Annotated in this window: 15 protein-coding genes; 4 read left to right on the plus strand and 11 right to left on the minus strand. The window is 66.3% G+C overall.

Features of this window, described 5'->3' with window-relative positions; genetic code table 11:
• Positions 1-8: 8 nt before the first annotated feature.
• Positions 9-719, minus strand: a complete 711-nt coding sequence (locus AC3A6B_RS21690) for a sulfite exporter TauE/SafE family protein (RefSeq protein ID WP_487838719.1) — start codon at positions 717-719, stop codon at positions 9-11.
• 2 nt (positions 720-721) lie between these two features.
• Positions 722-868, minus strand: coding sequence for a hypothetical protein (locus AC3A6B_RS21695; protein WP_487838720.1), 147 nt, complete (start codon positions 866-868; stop codon positions 722-724).
• A gap of 122 nt (positions 869-990) precedes the next feature.
• Here AC3A6B_RS21695 and fnr point away from each other — a divergent pair, with 122 nt between their 5' ends.
• Positions 991-1,707 carry a fumarate/nitrate reduction transcriptional regulator Fnr gene (fnr, locus tag AC3A6B_RS21700; RefSeq protein ID WP_487838820.1) on the plus strand — a complete coding sequence of 239 codons (717 nt, stop codon included), beginning with the start codon at positions 991-993 and terminating at the stop codon, positions 1,705-1,707.
• Here the strand turns inward: fnr and AC3A6B_RS21705 are convergent.
• The 9 genes from AC3A6B_RS21705 to AC3A6B_RS21745 all read right to left on the minus strand — a co-directional run bounded on the left by AC3A6B_RS21705 (position 1,688) and on the right by AC3A6B_RS21745 (position 9,364).
• Positions 1,688-1,933: a hypothetical protein gene (locus AC3A6B_RS21705; RefSeq protein ID WP_487838721.1), complete on the minus strand. Its 246-nt coding sequence runs from the start codon at positions 1,931-1,933 to the stop codon at positions 1,688-1,690. The genes fnr and AC3A6B_RS21705 overlap by 20 nt on opposite strands.
• Positions 1,934-1,938: 5 nt before the next feature.
• Positions 1,939-2,214 (minus strand): FixH family protein, encoded by a 276-nt coding sequence (locus AC3A6B_RS21710; protein WP_487838722.1) that lies wholly within the window; start codon positions 2,212-2,214, stop codon positions 1,939-1,941.
• Between the two features lie 20 nt (positions 2,215-2,234).
• The gene (gene ccoG / locus AC3A6B_RS21715) at positions 2,235-3,674 is read right to left on the minus strand and encodes a cytochrome c oxidase accessory protein CcoG (RefSeq protein ID WP_487838723.1); all 1,440 of its coding nucleotides are present in this window, start codon (positions 3,672-3,674) and stop codon (positions 2,235-2,237) included.
• A 7-nt stretch (positions 3,675-3,681) separates the two neighbouring features.
• Positions 3,682-4,596 carry a cytochrome-c oxidase, cbb3-type subunit III gene (ccoP, locus tag AC3A6B_RS21720; protein ID WP_487838724.1) on the minus strand — a complete coding sequence of 305 codons (915 nt, stop codon included), beginning with the start codon at positions 4,594-4,596 and terminating at the stop codon, positions 3,682-3,684.
• Between the two features lie 9 nt (positions 4,597-4,605).
• On the minus strand, positions 4,606-4,743 hold the full coding sequence (locus tag AC3A6B_RS21725) for a cbb3-type cytochrome oxidase subunit 3 (RefSeq protein ID WP_436307656.1): 138 nt from the start codon (positions 4,741-4,743) through the stop codon (positions 4,606-4,608).
• 10 nt (positions 4,744-4,753) lie between these two features.
• Complete coding sequence (ccoO, locus tag AC3A6B_RS21730; protein ID WP_487838725.1) at positions 4,754-5,380, minus strand: cytochrome-c oxidase, cbb3-type subunit II; 627 nt, start codon at positions 5,378-5,380, stop codon at positions 4,754-4,756.
• Between the two features lie 11 nt (positions 5,381-5,391).
• Positions 5,392-6,831: a cytochrome-c oxidase, cbb3-type subunit I gene (ccoN, locus tag AC3A6B_RS21735; RefSeq protein ID WP_487838726.1), complete on the minus strand. Its 1,440-nt coding sequence runs from the start codon at positions 6,829-6,831 to the stop codon at positions 5,392-5,394.
• Positions 6,832-6,896: 65 nt separating this feature from the next.
• On the minus strand, positions 6,897-7,034 hold the full coding sequence (gene ccoS, locus AC3A6B_RS21740) for a cbb3-type cytochrome oxidase assembly protein CcoS (protein ID WP_093110219.1): 138 nt from the start codon (positions 7,032-7,034) through the stop codon (positions 6,897-6,899).
• Positions 7,034-9,364: a heavy metal translocating P-type ATPase gene (locus AC3A6B_RS21745; protein ID WP_487838727.1), complete on the minus strand. Its 2,331-nt coding sequence runs from the start codon at positions 9,362-9,364 to the stop codon at positions 7,034-7,036. Before AC3A6B_RS21745 ends, ccoS begins: the two co-directional genes overlap by 1 nt.
• A gap of 106 nt (positions 9,365-9,470) precedes the next feature.
• Between AC3A6B_RS21745 and AC3A6B_RS21750 the strand changes: the two genes are divergently transcribed.
• From AC3A6B_RS21750 to AC3A6B_RS21760, 3 genes are all read left to right on the plus strand, one after another.
• Entirely contained in the window at positions 9,471-9,914 is a 444-nt protein-coding gene (locus AC3A6B_RS21750; protein ID WP_487838728.1) for a universal stress protein, read from the plus strand.
• 15 nt (positions 9,915-9,929) lie between these two features.
• A complete protein-coding gene (locus AC3A6B_RS21755) occupies positions 9,930-10,085 on the plus strand; it encodes a hypothetical protein (RefSeq protein WP_487838729.1) in 156 nt (51 codons plus the stop codon).
• A 607-nt stretch (positions 10,086-10,692) separates the two neighbouring features.
• Positions 10,693-13,485 (plus strand): cation-translocating P-type ATPase, encoded by a 2,793-nt coding sequence (locus AC3A6B_RS21760; RefSeq protein WP_487838730.1) that lies wholly within the window; start codon positions 10,693-10,695, stop codon positions 13,483-13,485.
• Positions 13,486-13,521: the final 36 nt, after the last annotated feature.

A 13,521-nucleotide genomic window follows, 5' to 3' on the forward strand; every position in this document is an offset into this window, starting at 1 on the left:
TCCCCTTTCTAACGGCACCAGAGCGCAATCTGATGACTCAGATCGGTCCACAGCGCTTGCAGCGCCACCGCTGCGAGCAGTCCGCCCGCAATCCGGGTCCCCCATTCCCTGCGCGCCATGCCGACCCCCAGGCGCAGGCGCTGCCACAGCCAGGGCGCAAGAACCAGCGACACGGTGCCACCTGCGGCGAAGAGCGCCATGACCCAGGCGCCTTGCAGCGGCCCGTTGGCCAAGCTCGCGAGCATGAGTGCCGAGTAGAGCAGGCCACAAGGCATGGAGACCCAGAGCGCGCCGGTCACGAGCAATCCACCGAGCGAACCGGTGAGTGGGCGAAGGCGCATCGAGAGCGTACGCCCGATGCCTTGCGCCCAGAGCGGTTGGCGCCCCAGGGCGGCAAGCCCCAGGCCCCAGGCGAGGACGAACACGTGAAGCAATACCCACAGAGGCCGCAACGCCGCAACCTGTTCGCTCGCGAAGGCCAGGCTCTGCACCGCCGCCGCGGCCAGCGCACCGGCGGCCGCATAGCCGGCCATCCGGCCCGCGTGGAAGACCACGGATACGGAAGGATCTCGCGCATCGGTCGCCAGCATCGCGGCGCCGCTCGCGGGCGCGCGAACGATGCGGATCACCCCGGAGCAGGCGGCACCGCACATCGCGACGCAGTGGGGTCCGCCGATCAATCCCATCAGGAGCGCAGTGCTGGCAAGTGCGGTCTGCATGGTCAGACGAAGTGGTCCATGCCGATGTAGACACAACCAGCCGCCGTGAGAGCGGCGATCGAGCGCGACAGCATCTCGACCTTGGCTTTGGCGTCGGCAGACGGCAGAACGAGCGATGAGTCGGCGGGGGCGACGGCAGGAGAGTTCATTTGCGGCGGTCAGTCTGCGGGCGGTGACCCACTATGCGGCCAGGTCGACCCGCCATCCTTGATGTGCGTCAAGCCCGCACGGTGCACCGCACCACAGAATGGCCACAAACCCCGACACCATCATGAAAGCCGAACACATCAAGGTCGCCTGCTCCAGCTGCACCCTGCGCGAACTGTGCATGCCTGCGGGCCTGGAGCCGGGCGAGCTGAAACGCATCGACGAGATCGTGGCCACGAGGCGCAAGGTCAGGCGCCGCGAGACGCTCTTTCGCAACGGCGAGCCCTTCACCTCCCTCTACGCGATCCGCACGGGCGTCTTCAAGACCCGCGTGGCGACCGAGGACGGGCGCGACCAGGTCACCGGTTTCCAGATGGCCGGCGAAATCATCGGCCTGGACGGCATCGTCAACAACCAGCACACCTGCGACGCGGTGGCGCTCGAGGATGCCGAGGTCTGCGTGATGCCCTTTCACCGTATCGAGGAACTCTCGCGCGAGGTCGCTGCGCTGCAGCGCCACGTGCATCAGATCATGAGTCGCGAGATCGTGCGCGAGCACGGCGTGATGCTGCTGCTGGGGAGCATGCGGGCCGAGGAGCGCCTCGCGGCCTTTCTGCTCAACCTCGTGCAGCGCCTGCATGCGCGCGGCTTCTCGCGCTCCGAGTTCGTGCTGCGCATGACGCGCGAGGAGATCGGAAGCTACCTCGGGCTCACCCTCGAAACGGTGAGCCGGACGCTCTCCAAGTTCATGGAGGATGGCATCGTCGAGGTGGAGAAGCGCAACCTTCGCATCGTCGACGCCGAGGCGCTGCGGCGCATCGTCAATCCTCCGGGTTGTTGATCTCGGAGGCTGGCCTGGTCAGAAGCAGCGTCAACGCGCTCGACCCTGTTGCCAGCACCCAGAAGGCGAAGAAGCCGGCCGCGTAGACCGCATGGCGCGACAGGCCGACGGCCTCGCCGCGCCAGTGAAGGTCGCCCGGATCGACCAGCGCGAACACCAGCAGTTCGGCCACGCTCGCCAGCAAGAAGGCGGGCCAGAGAATCGACATCCAGTCGCGCGTCTTCATGGCCGTCAGCGCTTGGGTGCGGGCAGGTCGGCGTCAGGCGTCGCCGCGTGGTTGCGCCCCGCCAGAGCGGGCATAAGCTTCTTCTCGACCGGTGGCTTGTTGATCTCGATGCCTTTTCGGTAGTAGTCCGGCGCCACCACCGGATCGGGCGTGCGCAGGGCGAGCCAGAGCGTCACGAAGCTGGCGACGACGACCAGGGCGGGCCCGGCCATCACCATCCACAGCAGCGGGAACTGCCACCAGGGGTCGCTCTTCGGGGAAGTCATCACGTGATCGTTCATCTCGTTTCCTTTCAGCGAACTCAACGAGGCACCAGGAAGGTCGCCTTCTCCGACACCTGCGCGCTGCCGTCGGCCGAGCGCACGTCGAAGTGCACGACGTGGGAACCCGCGGTGGCACTGCCATAGGGAAGCTGCAGGCGCACCGCGACCCAACGCGATTGCGCCGAACCGACCTCGACCGGTTCAGGCGGCGACACGCTCAAGCCCTGCAGTCCCGTAGCTTCGATGCGGTAGCGCTGCACCTGCTCGGTCGCGTTCATGATCTGCAGCCGATAGACGTTCTCGAGTTGGCCGCCCTCGACGATGCGCGCGAGCGAGGCCCGGTCGCGCACCACGTCGACCTTCAGCGGCATGCGCACGACCAGGCTCGCCAGCACGCCCATCGTCAGCGCAGCGAGCAAGCCCGTGTAGATCAGCACCCGTGGGCGCAGCACGCGGCGCAGCACCTGCCTGGGCGTCCAATGGCCGGCCATGCCGTTCTGTGTCGCGTAGCGGATCAGACCTCGCGGCGAGGCCATCTTGTCCATTACCGTGTTGCAGGCGTCCACACAGAGGCCGCAGCCGATGCACTCGTACTGAAGCCCCTTTCGGATATCGATGCCGGTCGGGCAGACCTGCACGCACAACGAACAATCGATGCAGTCACCAAGCCCCTGAGCCCGGGCGTTGCTGCTCTTGGAACGCACCCCACGGGGTTCGCCACGCTCGCTGTCGTAGCTCACGATCAGCGTGTCGCGATCGAACATGGCGCTCTGGAAGCGCGCATAGGGACACATGTACATACAGACCTGCTCGCGCATGAAACCCGCATTGCCGTAGGTCGCAAAGCCGTAGAAGAAGACCCAGAACACCTCCCACGAGCTCATGCGCGTCTGCAGGAACGCGAGGCTCAACTCGCGAATCGGCGTGAAGTAGCCGACGAAGGTGAAGCCGGTCCACAGTGCGATGCCGAGCCACACGATGTGCTTGAACCATTTCTTGACCAGCTTCTCCAACGAGAGATCGCCCTCGTCCAGGCGCATGCGCGCGATGCGGTTGCCTTCGATCTTGTGCTCGACCCACATGAAGATCTCGGTGTAGACGGTCTGCGGACAGGCATAGCCGCACCACAACCGCCCCGCCACCGCGGTGAAGAGGAAGAGCGACAGCGCCGAGATCACCAGCAGCCCGGTGAGGTAGATCAGATCCTGCGGGTACAGCACCAGCCCGAGGATGTAGAAGCGCCGCGCGCCCAGGTCGAACAGCACCGCCTGGCGCTGCCCCCATTCGAGCCAAGGCAGGCCATAGAAAACGAGCTGCGTCAGGAACACCATCGCCCAGCGCCAGCGCGCGAAGACGCCGAGCACCGTGCGGGGGTAGACCTTCTGGTGCGCGACGAACAGGCCGCCACCTTCCTTGGCGGCGGCGATCGGGATCACCCGACGCCTCACCGGGGTCGACGCGGAAGCGGCATCCTTCATGACAGCCTTAGGGAGCAGCGCCAGGCTTGTTCGACAAGCCCCAGACATAGGAGGCCAGCACATGGATCTGGGCCTCGGTCAGTCGGCCCTGCTGCCCCGGCATCTGATTGGTCCTGCCTGTGTTGATGATCGAGACGATAGCCTCCTGGCCGTATCCATGCAGCCAGACTCTGTCGACAAGGCTGGGCGCGCCAACCGCCGGATTGCCTGTTCCCGCGACGCCGTGGCAGGCCGCGCAGGCGCTGAACTTGCTCTTGCCCAGGCCGGCGCGGACCGAATCGTGCGGGCTGCCCGAAAGGCTCAGCACATAGTTGGCGACGTTCTTGACATCCTCGGGGGTGCCGACCGCCTCGGCCATCGGCGGCATCACGCCCTTGCGACCCAGGGTGATCGATTCCTTGATCTTCTCCGGCGCACCGCCGTGCAGCCAGTCGCCGTCGGCCAGGTTCGGGAAGCCCTTGCTGCCGCGCGCGTCCGAGCCGTGGCACTGCGCGCAGTTGTTGAGAAACAGGCGTTCCCCGATCGCAGTCGCTGCGGGTTCGCTCGCGACGCGCTCGATCGGCATGGCCGCATAGGCGGCATAGACGGGCTCGAGTTCGTGCGTGGCCCTGGCAAGGTCCTTCGCGTACTCGTTCTCGGTACTCCATGCGAGCTCGCCCTTGTAGCTGCCCAGACCAGGGTAGGCGACCAGGTAGGCCAGGCCAAAGACGATCGTGATCACGAAGAGGCCGACCCACCAGCGCGGCATCGGGTTGTTGGCTTCGCGCAGGTCCTCGTCCCAGACATGTCCGGTCGTTCCATCGGTCCCGCCCGGAACCTTCGCGCGGGCAACGAGCCACAGCAGCAGCGCACACAGCACGATGCTGCCGAGCGTGGCAAGGGCCACGTAGTTCGCCCAGAAGTCGCTGAAGAAATCGCTCATGTTGTTCTCTCAGTCCTGTTCGAACGGCAGCTGGGCTGCGCCCTCGAACCGTTTCGCGTTGCGGCGCGAGTAGGCCCATACGAAGATGCCGATGAAGGTGGCGAAGGAAGCCAGCGTGGCCACGATCCGCAAGGTGGTGATGTCCATGGCGTGCTTCTTACTTAACGGCGAGGCCGAGCGATTGCAGATAGGCCACCAGCGCGTCCATCTCGGTCTTGCCCTTCACCTCGGCCGCCGCAGTGGCGAGCTGCTCATCGGTGAAAGGCACGCCCACGCGGCGCAGGGCACGCATGTGCGAGACGGCCTGGGCGCCATCGAGCGACGCCTTCTCGAGCCAGGCGTAGGCCGGCATGTTCGACTCGGGAACCAGGTCGCGGGGGTTATTCAGGTGGATGCGGTGCCACTCGTCGCTGTACTTGCCGCCGACGCGCTGCAGATCAGGGCCGGTGCGCTTGCTGCCCCACTGGAACGGGTGGTCGTAGACGAATTCGCCGGCGACCGAGTAGTGGCCGTAGCGCAGCGTCTCGGCCCGGAACGGCCGGATCATCTGCGAGTGGCAGTTGTAGCAGCCCTCGCGCACGTAGACGTCGCGGCCCAGCACCTGCAGCGAACTCGGCGGGTGCATGCCCGTCACGGCCTGCGTGGTCGATTTCTGGAAGAACAGCGGCACGATCTCGACCAGCCCGCCGACGGCGACGACCAGCAGGATCAGCACGATCATCAGGAAGTTGTTGGTCTCGATCTTCTCGTGCGAGAAGCCGGACTTGGGAGCGTTGGAACTCATGCTTTTCTTTCTCAGGCGTGAGCGGCTGCCGGCAGCGGAATGGATGCGCGCACCGAGCGTCCCGCGATGACAGTCATCCAGACGTTCCACGCCATCACCAACATGCCGCCCAGGTAGAGCAGACCGCCAATCAGGCGCACCACGTAGTAGGGATAGGTGGCCTTGACGCTCTCGACGAAGGTGTAGGTGAGCGTGCCGTCCGGGTTGATGGAGCGCCACATCAGGCCCTGCATGACGCCGGCGATCCACATGGCGGCGATGTAGAGCACGATGCCGATGGTCGACATCCAGAAATGCAGTTCGATCGCCTTGACGCTGTGCATCTCGGTGCGGCTGTACATCCTCGGGATCAGGTAGTAGAGCGAGCCCATCGAGATCAGTCCCACCCACCCGAGCGCGCCGGCGTGCACGTGGCCCACGGTCCAGTCCGTGTAGTGGGAGAGCGCGTTGACCGTCTTGATCGACATCATCGGACCCTCGAAGGTCGCCATGCCGTAGAACGAGAGCGCCACGATCAGGAAGCGCAGGATCGGATCGGTGCGCAGCTTGTGCCAGGCGCCCGAGAGGGTCATGACGCCGTTGATCATTCCGCCCCAGCTCGGCGCCAGCAGGATCAGCGAGAACACCATGCCGATCGACTGGGTCCAGTCCGGCAGCGCGGTGTAGTGCAGGTGGTGCGGTCCTGCCCACATGTAGGTGAAGATCAGCGCCCAGAAGTGAACGATGGAGAGCCGGTATGAATACACCGGCCGGCCTGCCTGCTTGGGGATGTAGTAATACATCATCCCGAGGAAGCCGGCCGTGAGGAAGAAGCCGACCGCGTTGTGGCCGTACCACCACTGCACCATCGCGTCCTGCACGCCGGCATAGGCCGAGTAGCTCTTCATCAAGCCGGCGGGCATCGCCACGCTGTTGACGATGTGCAGCAAGGCGACCGCGATGATGAAGGCGCCGTAGAACCAGTTGGCCACGTAGATGTGCCGGACCTTGCGCGTGCCGATGGTGCCGAAGAACACGACCGCATAGGCCACCCACACGAGGGCGATCAGGATGTCGATCGGCCATTCGAGCTCCGCATATTCCTTGCCGCTCGTGTACCCCATGGGCAGGCTGATGGCCGCGGCCACGATGACGGCCTGCCAGCCCCAGAAGACGAAAGAAGCCAGCGCCGGCGCGAAAAGGCGCACCTGACAGGTGCGCTGCACCACGTGGAAGCTGGTGGCCATCAGCGCGCAACCGCCGAAGGCGAAGATCACCGCGTTGGTGTGCAGCGGCCGCAGCCGGCCGTAGCTGAGCCAGGGAATGCCGAGGTTGAGCTCGGGCCAGGCCAGCTGCGAGGCGATGATCACGCCAACGAGCATGCCGACCACCCCCCACACGACCGACATCAGGGCGAACTGCCGCACGACGGTGTCGCTGTAGACCGCTGCGGGAGGATTGGATACTTGCATCTTCTGGCCTTCTCGTGGATTGCGGTCAGTGTCCCGGCGCGGCATGAGAGGCGGTTTGATGCAGATCAATCGTTGCGCAGAATGCGCTCGCCCTCGCCTTCGACGTCGTCGAATTGGCCACGCTCGACGGCCCACCAGAGCCCGCCCAGGATCACCAGCACGAGCACGACCGAAAAGGGAATCAGGAGAAACAGGATGTCCATCAGCGTCCTGCCTCCACGGGCCGGGCCAGGCGCGCCGCATTGAGCACCACGACCAGCGAACTCGCCGCCATCCCGAGCCCGGCAAGCCAGGCCGGCAGCCAGCCTGCGGCGGCCAGCGGCACGCAAAGCGCGTTGTAGCCGGCGGCCCACCAGAGGTTCTGCCGCACCACCCGCAGCGTGCGGCGCGCCTGCGCGGCGGCTTGGGCAATGACGGCGAGCGAGCCGCCCAGCACGACGAAGTCGGCACGCGCCTGCGCCAGCGGAACGGCATTGCCGAATGCGAAAGAGACATGCGCGTGCGCGAGGACCGGGCCGTCATTGAGGCCGTCACCGACCATCGCGACGCGCCGGCCCTGCGTCTGCAGCGCCTGCAGGACACGAAGCTTCTCCTCGGGCGCGCAGTCGCCCCTGGCATGCTTGATGCCGGCACGGGAGGCGACCTGGCGCGCGGCCGCGTCGCGGTCACCCGAGAGAAGCTGCACCGACACGCCCTGCCCTTGCAGCGCAGCCACCGCGACGCTCGCATCGGGGCGAAGATCTTCGGCCAGCACGAAGCTCGCCAGCCAGCCCTGTGCGTCGCTCATATGCACCTGCGGGGCGTCGATCTCCAGTGCAGGCACCCCGCAAAAAACTGCCGAGCCCAGGCGCACGCAACGGGCGGTGTCGTCCATCGCCGCTTCTCGGCGAACACGTGCCTCGAGTCCGAGCCCACCATGCTCGGTCAGTTGAAGGACCTCCCATGCCGGCGCGGCACGGAGCTGGGCACTCCAGGCCGCGACGAGCGCACGGCCTGCGGGATGCAGCGACTGCGCGGCGATCGCCGCGGCAAGCTCCACCGCGTCGCCGGGGCGCATGCCTTGGCGGCAATAGGCGCGGTCAAGTCGGGGCACATCGCGCGTCAGCGTGCCGGTCTTGTCGAAGATCACGGTGTCGATCGAGGCGAGCGCCTCGAGCGCCTGCAGATTGCGCACCACGACGCCGCGACGCGCCAGGAAGCCCGCACTCGCGAGCATCGCCGCCGGCGTGGCGAGCGACAACGCGCAGGGGCAAGTGACGATCAGCACCGCCACCGCGACCATCAGCGCCCGGCCCGAGTCGACCGGCCACCAGAATGCCGCGGCAAGGACGGCGGCAGCCAGGACGGCCACCAGGAAGGGCCGCGCCGCGCGATCCGCGAGCCGGGCGAGCCGCGGCTTCTGCAGCGACGCGCTCTCCATCAGCGCCACGATCTGCGCGAAGCGCGTGTTCCGGCCCAGCGACTCAACCTGGATCTGTACCGCGGACGACAGGTTGTGACTGCCGGCCAGAACGCGCGTGCCGCATGGGCGCGGCACCGGGTGCGATTCGCCAGTCAACAAGGCCTCATCCGCCGTGGTGTCGCCCGCGGTCACGACGCCGTCGGCAGGAAAGGCCTCGCCCGGCAGCACGCGCACGATGTCTCCAAGCGCAAGCCGGCGCACGGCCACGCGAGCGAACATGCCGTCGGCGCCGAGCCGCTCCACGCTGTCGGGCAGCCGGTTCATCAAGGCTTCGAGAGCGCCGGCCGTGCGGTCGCGCAGGCGCGTCTCCAGCCAGCGGCCGGTGAGCAGGAAGAACACGAACATCGTGAGGGAGTCGAAGTACACCTCGCCGCCCAGCGGGCCAGAGGCATCGAAGGTGGCTGCCGTGCTGACAACGAAGGTGATTGCGATGCCGAGCGCAACCGGCAGGTCCATGCCGATGCGCTTTCGGCGCAGATCGAGAAGCGCGCTGCGAAAGAACGGGCCGCACGAGAACAGGATCACCGGCAGGGTGAGCACCCAGGAGGCCCAGCGCAGCAGCTGCGCGGCATCGGGCGTCATGTCGCCGGGCTCGGCGATGTATGCCGGGTAGGCATACATCATCACCTGCATCATGCAGAAGCCCGCGACCAGCCAGCGCCAAAGCGCGAGCCGCGCCTCACGCGCGCGCCGTGCACGCACGAACATGTCGCCAGCCGGCACAAGCCGGTATCCGGCTGCCGCGCAGGCCGCAAACCAGCGAGACGGCTTCACGGCCGCGGTCAACCACACGATACGAGCGCGCCGGGCTGCGGCATTGACTTCGACCTTCTCGACGCCCGGCACCTGTGCCAGCGCCGCCTCGACCGTGAAGGCGCAGGCTGCGCAATGCATGCCTTCGACCACAACATGCGATTCCCAGCGGCCGGTGGCACGCTCGTCATCGAGAGGGCGACCGAACGCCGGCCACTCAGCCGGGTCGTCCAGCAGTGACCAGTTCGTCTGTGCCGCGTCACCGGCGGAATTGGTCTCCACGCGGGCGGACGGGTTGAACGCAGCTGCAGCTTGCATCGTGCAAGGCTATTGGCACGCACGCATCCCGGCCTTGATCTGCATCAAGCTCCAGCCACACCCTGATGCGTACGCTTGGGACATTCATCCGCATAGGGGAAAGTTCATGTTCAAACGCATCCTCGTCGCCACGGACGGCTCCGCGCTCTCGAAGAAGGCCGTGAAGAGCGCCGTCGAGCTGGCGGCGCAGAACAATGCCGACCTCGTGGCAGTCACGGTCATACCTCGGTATCCGAAGAGCTATTTCGACGGCGCGATGGTCTTCTCGCACGACGAAGTCGCGCGCATCGAGCGGCAGTGGGCCGAGAGCGCGCAGGGCACGCTGGATGAAGCCACTACGCTGGCAGAGGCGGCAGGCGTCAGGAGCAAGACGGCAACCATCAACTCGGACCTCGTGGGGGACGCAGTGATCGCGGCCGCGAAGAAGCACAAGAGCGACCTGATCGTCATGGCATCGCACGGCCGCAAGGGCATCAAGAGGCTGTTGCTCGGGAGCGAAACCCAGCACGTGCTGACCCATTCGGCGTTGCCGGTGCTGGTGCTTCGCTGATGAGGAGTTGACCCGATGACCTCGAGGCACACACGCACGCTGAAGGCGCTGGCCTTCGTTCTTGCAACCCTTGGAGCCACCGGCCTGCTGGTGGCCGCAGGTCTTGCCGAAGAGCCGCAGCCGGCGGCCGCGAGCGCTTGCATCGTCTGTCTGCCGGTCAATGCCCGTTGAGGGCAGAGCGCAGCCCTGCCAACGCACCGCCCGTGGGACGACGAGCTTTCAAGACGCGGAGGGTTCCCCCCTCAAGGGGCTCGCAGTTGCCCCGGGGACTTCTTCGCGCTTGCGCCGTGCCGCTTGCGCCTGGGTGATGTTTCCTTCGTTTGAGCCTTGATCGCATCGTCATCGCGCGACCGTCCGCCGGCGTCCAGCGACAGAACGCCGCGTTCACCGTCTCGAAGCTCTTGCAGCAGCGAAGCCGCAGCCAATCTGAATTTCAATGATGGTCGTGCCATGACGTCTCCGTGGACAATGGCCGAGACTAACGCGCCGCCGGGACGGGGCACTTGCGCTCAATCAAGCTTTGCCACGCCGGCCGACAACGCTGCATCGATCGAGCGCGAGCCACAGCTCAGGTTGGAAATCTAGGCGACGTGGGGTTGTTGTGCTGTTGTTGTCCGCTCTCACCGGTACCCGCCCTCGGCCGACTGCAAAGGAGATCCCCATTCAAGCCGTCATGCACAGCGGCCCAGGTCGCCAGACGCTGGAAGTCGGCCCCAAGCTGATCATCAGCAAACGTACTGGTCCTGGAGGGAACCCATGACCCAGGCGGCGTGACGCCATGGCAAAGGCAGCACGCCTGGATGAGCCGGCCACGAAGGACATCGACGATGTCGCGCGTGCGCTCGGTGCCGATCTCGACAAAGGGCTCACATCGCAGGAGGCGTCGCGCCGACTTTCGGAAAGCGGTCCGAACGAACTTCGCGCCAGCCCGCAGACGCCGACCTGGCGCCGCATCCTGTCGCAGTTCCAGGATCCGCTGATCTACCTGCTGCTGGCTGCCATCGCCATCGCGCTCATTGCCTGGGCGATCGAAGGTCGGGAAGGCTGGCCGGTCGATGCGATCGTCATCGCGACGATCGTCCTGCTCAACGCCGTGTTGGGCTACCTGCAGCAGGCCAAGGCGGCGAACGCCGTGGCGGCACTGGCCCGGATGACCGCCGCGACTTCGGCCGTCCTGCGCGACGGACAGTCGATGCGCGTTCCCAGTGCCGAACTGGTGTGCGGGGATCTGCTCGTCCTCGGCGAGGGCGATGCCGTCGGGGCGGACGCGCGCCTGGTGCAGGCGGCGTCGCTGCGCGTGCAGGAAGCCTCTCTCACCGGCGAGAGCGAAGCCGTGCTCAAGGATGCCGCCACGCTACACGAATCGGCTGCGCTCGGCGACCGCCTGGACATGGTCTTCAAAGGAACGGCCGTCGCGCAGGGAACCGGGCGCGCCATCGTCACGGCGACCGCAATGGACACCGAGATCGGCACGATTGCCGAAATGCTCGAGGCCACCGCCCAGGAGCCGACGCCGCTCGAGAAGGAAATCGGGCGCATCGGGCGCATGCTGGGCATCGCGGTCGTCATCATCGCCGTCATGGTGGTGGGGACCATCCTGCTGATCTCCGACATCCGCAGCGCCGCAGACGTCATCACCGTCCTGCTGCTCGGCGTCTCGCTGGCGGTAGCGGCCGTGCCTGAAGGGCTGCCGGCGATCCTGTCGGTGGTGCTTGCCCTGGGCGTGCAACGGATGGCAAAGCACAACGCGATCGTCAAGAACCTGTCGTCCGTGGAGACGCTCGGCTCGGCGTCGGTCATCTGCTCGGACAAGACGGGAACCTTGACCCGGGCGGAGATGACCATTGAGCGGGTGATCACCGCCTCGGGCAGTTCCCGCATCACCGGGGTGGGGTACGCGCCGCAGGGACGGGTCGAGCACGAGGGCCTCGAACTTGTGCCCGGGGCGCTGCGCGAGGAGCACATCGTGGTGCTCAGCGGCGGCAGCCTGGCCGGCAATGCCGACCTGCGCCAGGGGCCAAGCGGCCAATGGGAGATTCAGGGCGATCCCACGGAGGCAGCCTTTCTGGTGGCCGAGCGCAAGCTGGGCGTCACCGGGCGGCGTGAGCGACGTTTCGAGCGCGTCGGAGAAATCCCCTTCACGTCCGAGCGCAAGATGATGTCGACGATCGAGCGCGACCACGAGCACGGCGACGAAGTCGTCCTGATCACCAAGGGGGCTCCCGACGTCCTGCTTGATCGCTGCACCCGGGCGCGGGTGGGAATGGATGCGGTCGTTCTCGACGCCACACTTCGGGCTCGGATCCTGGCCGACGTCGAAACGCTTTCCGACGCAGCGCTGCGGACCCTGGCCGTGGCCTACCGCCCGCTCGGCCCCGAGGAAGATCCACTGAAGACGGAAGGGCTCGAACGCGATCTCGTGTTCGTCGGCACCGTGGGCATCATCGACCCGCCGCGCGAGGAAGCGGCCGTGGCCATTCGCGAGGCCCGGCGCGCGGGCATCCGCGTCATCATGATCACAGGTGACCATCCCCGCACGGCTATACGCATCGCCACGGATCTCGGGATTGTGGAACCCGGCGCGACCGCGCTGACCGGCATTCAGGTCGATGGATTGGACGATGCCGCCTTCGCCGAGGCAGTGCGCACGACGTCGGTTTACGCCCGGGTCGCGCCCGCGCATAAGTTGCGCATCGTCGATGCGCTGCAGGCCGATGGAAACGTCGTCGCGATGACCGGCGACGGCGTCAACGACGCCCCGGCATTGAAATCGGCAGACATCGGAATTGCAATGGGTGTGACCGGGACCGAGGTGACGAAGGAGGCCGCCAAGATGATCCTCGTCGACGACAACTTCGCCACCATCGTCGCGGCCGTGCGCGAAGGGCGCGTCATCCTCGACGACATTCGCAAATTCCTGCGCTACCTGCTGTCCTCGAACATGGGCGAGGTGCTGACCGTCTTCCTGGGTGTCGTGGGAGCCGGCGTGATCGGCCTCACGGGTTCCGGAGAGGCGGTGGTGCTGCCGCTGCTGGCGACGCAGATCCTCTGGATCAATCTGATCACCGACTCGGGCCCCGCACTGGCGATGGGTGTCGACCCGCCCACCGACGATGTCATGGCCCGTAGGCCGAGGCGGCTCGCCGAACGGGTGATCGACGCGCAAATGTGGGCAAGCGTGATCCAGATCGGCGCCGTGATGGCCGCGATGACGCTGCTGACAATCGACATCTACCTGCCCGGCGGGCTGGTGGAGGGCACGCACGATCTCACCACTGCGCGCACCGCGGGCTTCACGGTGCTCGTCTTCGCCCAGCTGTTCAACTGCTTCAACGCACGCTCCGAAACCACGAGTGCCTTCTCACATCTGTTTGTCAATCCGTGGCTTTGGGGGGCGATCGCGCTTTCGGTCTTGCTGCAGGTCGCGGTTGTCCATCTCGACTTCCTCAACCTTGCCTTCGGCACCGTGCCCCTGGCTGTCGATCAATGGCTGACGTGCGCTGCAATAGCAAGCATGGTGCTGTGGTTCAGCGAGCTTCGCAAGCTGGTGAAACGCACACGGGGCCGATGAGAACCGGATTGCCACTCGATCCTACAGACGGCTTCG

This window comes from Variovorax sp. Soil_C_33 (genome assembly GCF_057656935.1).

Coding starts and splice junctions, on each gene's coding strand:
- AC3A6B_RS21755 (WP_487838729.1), top strand. CDS start 9,930: ATGACCTCGAGGCACACACGCACGCTGAAGGCGCTGGCCTTCGTTCTT.
- AC3A6B_RS21750 (WP_487838728.1), top strand. CDS start 9,471: ATGTTCAAACGCATCCTCGTCGCCACGGACGGCTCCGCGCTCTCGAAG.
- AC3A6B_RS21695 (WP_487838720.1), bottom strand. CDS start 868: ATGAACTCTCCTGCCGTCGCCCCCGCCGACTCATCGCTCGTTCTGCCG.
- AC3A6B_RS21745 (WP_487838727.1), bottom strand. CDS start 9,364: ATGCAAGCTGCAGCTGCGTTCAACCCGTCCGCCCGCGTGGAGACCAAT.
- ccoO (WP_487838725.1), bottom strand. CDS start 5,380: ATGAGTTCCAACGCTCCCAAGTCCGGCTTCTCGCACGAGAAGATCGAG.
- fnr (WP_487838820.1), top strand. CDS start 991: ATGAAAGCCGAACACATCAAGGTCGCCTGCTCCAGCTGCACCCTGCGC.
- AC3A6B_RS21710 (WP_487838722.1), bottom strand. CDS start 2,214: ATGAACGATCACGTGATGACTTCCCCGAAGAGCGACCCCTGGTGGCAG.
- AC3A6B_RS21690 (WP_487838719.1), bottom strand. CDS start 719: ATGCAGACCGCACTTGCCAGCACTGCGCTCCTGATGGGATTGATCGGC.
- AC3A6B_RS21705 (WP_487838721.1), bottom strand. CDS start 1,933: ATGAAGACGCGCGACTGGATGTCGATTCTCTGGCCCGCCTTCTTGCTG.
- ccoG (WP_487838723.1), bottom strand. CDS start 3,674: ATGAAGGATGCCGCTTCCGCGTCGACCCCGGTGAGGCGTCGGGTGATC.
- AC3A6B_RS21760 (WP_487838730.1), top strand. CDS start 10,693: ATGGCAAAGGCAGCACGCCTGGATGAGCCGGCCACGAAGGACATCGAC.
- AC3A6B_RS21725 (WP_436307656.1), bottom strand. CDS start 4,743: ATGGACATCACCACCTTGCGGATCGTGGCCACGCTGGCTTCCTTCGCC.
- ccoN (WP_487838726.1), bottom strand. CDS start 6,831: ATGCAAGTATCCAATCCTCCCGCAGCGGTCTACAGCGACACCGTCGTG.
- ccoP (WP_487838724.1), bottom strand. CDS start 4,596: ATGAGCGATTTCTTCAGCGACTTCTGGGCGAACTACGTGGCCCTTGCC.
- ccoS (WP_093110219.1), bottom strand. CDS start 7,034: ATGGACATCCTGTTTCTCCTGATTCCCTTTTCGGTCGTGCTCGTGCTG.